The organism is Bacillus sp. GbtcB14 (genome assembly GCF_019091205.1).
GTDB classification, from domain to species: domain Bacteria; phylum Bacillota; class Bacilli; order Bacillales; family Bacillaceae_G; genus Bacillus_A; species Bacillus_A cereus_AG.
Genome location: NZ_JAGXJT010000170.1, coordinates 1 through 267, shown reverse-complemented (window position 1 = coordinate 267; position 267 = coordinate 1). Strand labels below are relative to the sequence as shown.

Here is a 267-nt window from a genome sequence, read left to right as displayed (position 1 = left end):
TCTCCTAGTGCAATAAGAGGTAGTTTGTGATCAAGTAACCATGGTAATGTTACAAATCGATATTCTAAGTACTTTTGAATCTTTTCCAACTCGTCTTCAGTAGTGATATCCTCTTTAATAAATTGTTGCTTTATAGAAAGTGCTCCAAAACGAAAGCTACGATACTCTTATATCTCTCTATTTCGAAAGTATGTTACATCCGTACTTCCTCCACCAATATCTACTGGTATTCCTTCAGAGAAGGGAGATGAAATCGTAAATGCTAAA

The 267-nt window shown here is 34.8% G+C and carries 1 pseudogene; it reads right to left on the bottom strand.

Going from position 1 to position 267, the window contains the following annotated elements:
* Nucleotides 1-267 (bottom strand): annotated as a pseudogene (locus KVT31_RS29625) (Ppx/GppA phosphatase family protein); the annotation flags it as partial.